Source organism: Luteibacter sp. CQ10 (genome assembly GCF_040900725.1).
In the GTDB taxonomy this organism is placed as follows: Bacteria; Pseudomonadota; Gammaproteobacteria; order Xanthomonadales; family Rhodanobacteraceae; genus Luteibacter.
Window position 1 is genome coordinate 1 of record NZ_JAEUYM010000023.1, and the last position, 2533, is coordinate 2533.

Here is a 2533-nt window from a genome sequence, read left to right on the forward strand (position 1 = left end):
CCAGCTCGGCCTGTGGACACACCAGCAACTGCAGCCGGGCTCGTCGGCGTACAACGTGCCGCTGGCGATCCGGGTGACGGGTGCGCTGGATGGCGAGGCGCTGGCGGCGTCATGGGCGGCGGTGGTGGCCACGGTGCCGCGGTTTGGCGCGGTGGTGGCGCTGCTGGACGGCGAGCCGCGCTGGCAGCCGGGAGGGACGGTGGCGGCGCCGGTCGTGGTGGATACGCAGGGCTGGTCGGCCGCAGCGCTGGACGAGGCGATGCGTGGCTATGCGAAGGCGCCGATGGACCTGGCGCAAGGCCCGCTGGCGCGGTTGTACTGGCTGAGCGGGTCGGCCGAGGGCGAGCGGTTGCTGCTGGTGATCCACCACCTGGTGTTCGACGGGGCGTCGGTGCCGCTGTTGCTGGAACGCTGGCTGGACGCCTACGCGGCGCACCGGGCGGGGCGGCGGTGGACGCCGCCGGCGCAGGCGGCGACGGACGCGGAGGTGGTGCGTGCCGAGCGGGCCTACCTGGCCGGCGCGGCGGCGGCGGACGATCGGGCGTATTGGCAGGCGGTATTGGCCGCGCCGCTGCCGGTGCTGGAATTGCCGACCGACCGGCCGCGTCCGGCGTCGGGGCCGGTGTGCGGGCGCACGGTGCAGGCCACGCTGCCGGCGGCGCAGGGCGAGCGGTTGCGCGCGTTCTGCGCGGCGCAGGGAGTAAACCCGGCGGCGCTGTTCCTGGGCGCCTACGAGTGGCTGCTCGCGCGCACGGCCGGGCAGGACGAAGTGGTCGTGGGCGTATCCACGCGGGGGCGGTGGGACGAGCGGTTCGCCGGCCTGGTGGGGTACTTCGTCAACATGGTGGCGTTGCGCAGCCGTGCGGTGCCGGGACAGCCGGTGGCGAGATGGCTGGCGGGGGTGCAGGAGCGGCTGGTGGACGCGCTGGACCACGCGGCGTATCCGTTCACGCGGTTGTTGCGGGAGCTGGGGGCGCCGCGCTCGCCGGGTCGCACTCCGGTGTTCCAGGCCGCGTTCGAGTTCCAGAACGCCACGGTGCTGCGTCACGCGGACGTGGCCGACCGGCTGGCGACGGTGCTGGGCGGATCGTTCATGACGCAGCTGCACCAGGAGGGCGAGTACGAGCTGGTCCTGGAGGTGGTGGAGGTGGCCGGGGCGTACGTGCTGAAGGTGAAGTACGACGAGCGGGTGTACGAGGCGGCGGGGATGGAAGACCTGCTGGGCCATTATCGGCAGGTGCTGGCGGGGCTGGTGGCCGATCCGGCGCGGTCGCTGGACACGGTGCCGCTGATGGACGCGAGCGAGCGGGATCGCGTGCTGCGCACGTGGAACGCGACGGCGATGACCTACGCGCCGGGCGGGGCGCCTGCGCTGATCGATGCACAGGCGGCGCGGCGGCCGTCGGCGACGGCGGTGGTGGGCGAGGGCGAGACGCTGGATTACGCGCAGCTGGTCGCGCGCAGCGACGCGCTGGGGGCGTACCTGCGCGCCGGCGGCATCGGCCGGGGGGCGCGGGTGGGGGTGTGCATGGACCGCTCGGTGGACCTGGTGGTGGCCTTGCTGGGGATCTGGAAGGCGGGGGCGGCCTACGTGCCGCTGGCCCCGGAGTATCCGGCGGCGCGGTTGGCGTACATGGTGGGCGACAGCGCGGTGGCGTGCGTGCTGACGCAGTCGCGCTGGCACGCGGCGGCGCGGGCGTGGCTGGGCGAGGTGCCGGCCCTGGTGCTGGATGCGCCGTGGCCGGCGCGCGAGGGCGCGGCGCTGGCGGCATCGTCGACGGCGCCGGCGCCACACGCGGACGACCTGGCGTACGTGATCTACACCTCCGGCAGCACGGGCCAGCCCAAGGGAGTGATGATCGGCCACGGCGCGCTGGGCCAGTTCCTGCAGTCGATGGCGCGACGGCCGGGGCTGGCCGAAGGCGAGCGGTTGCTGGCGGTGACCACGTACAGCTTCGACATCGCCGGGCTGGAGCTGTACCTGCCGCTGGTGGTCGGCGGGTGCACGGTGATCGCGACCTCGGCGCAGGCGCGCGACGCGCAGCGGCTGGAAGGGCTGATCGCCTCGAGCGGGGCGTCGGCGATGCAGGCGACGCCGGCGACCTGGCAGATGCTGCTGCAGTCGGGATGGCGCAACCGGACGGGACTGCGGGTGCTGTGCGGCGGCGAGGCGCTGGGCGAGCGGCTGAAGGACGCGCTGTGCGCGCTGGGCGGGCCGGTATGGAACCTGTTCGGGCCGACCGAGACGACGGTGTGGTCGACGGTGGAGGCGCTGGAGGCGGACCGTCCGGTGAGCATTGGCCGGCCGATCGCGAACACGCGGCTGTACGTGCTGGACGCGGCGCTGGGTCCGGTAGGGCGGGGCCTGCGCGGGGAGCTGTACATCGCCGGCGACGGCCTGGCGCAGGGCTACCTGGGCCGGCCGGGATTGAGTGCGGAACGCTTCGTGCCCGACCCCTTCGGTCCGCCGGGCGCACGGATGTACCGTACGGGCGATTTGGTCCGTTACCTGGCCGACGGTCGCGTGCAGTAC

1 protein-coding gene is annotated in these 2533 nt (G+C 74.1%); it reads left to right on the forward strand.

Annotated elements, in window-relative coordinates; genetic code table 11:
• On the forward strand, nucleotides 1-2533 hold a 2533-nt coding region (locus JNG39_RS21060; RefSeq protein WP_368313920.1), incomplete at both ends, for an amino acid adenylation domain-containing protein.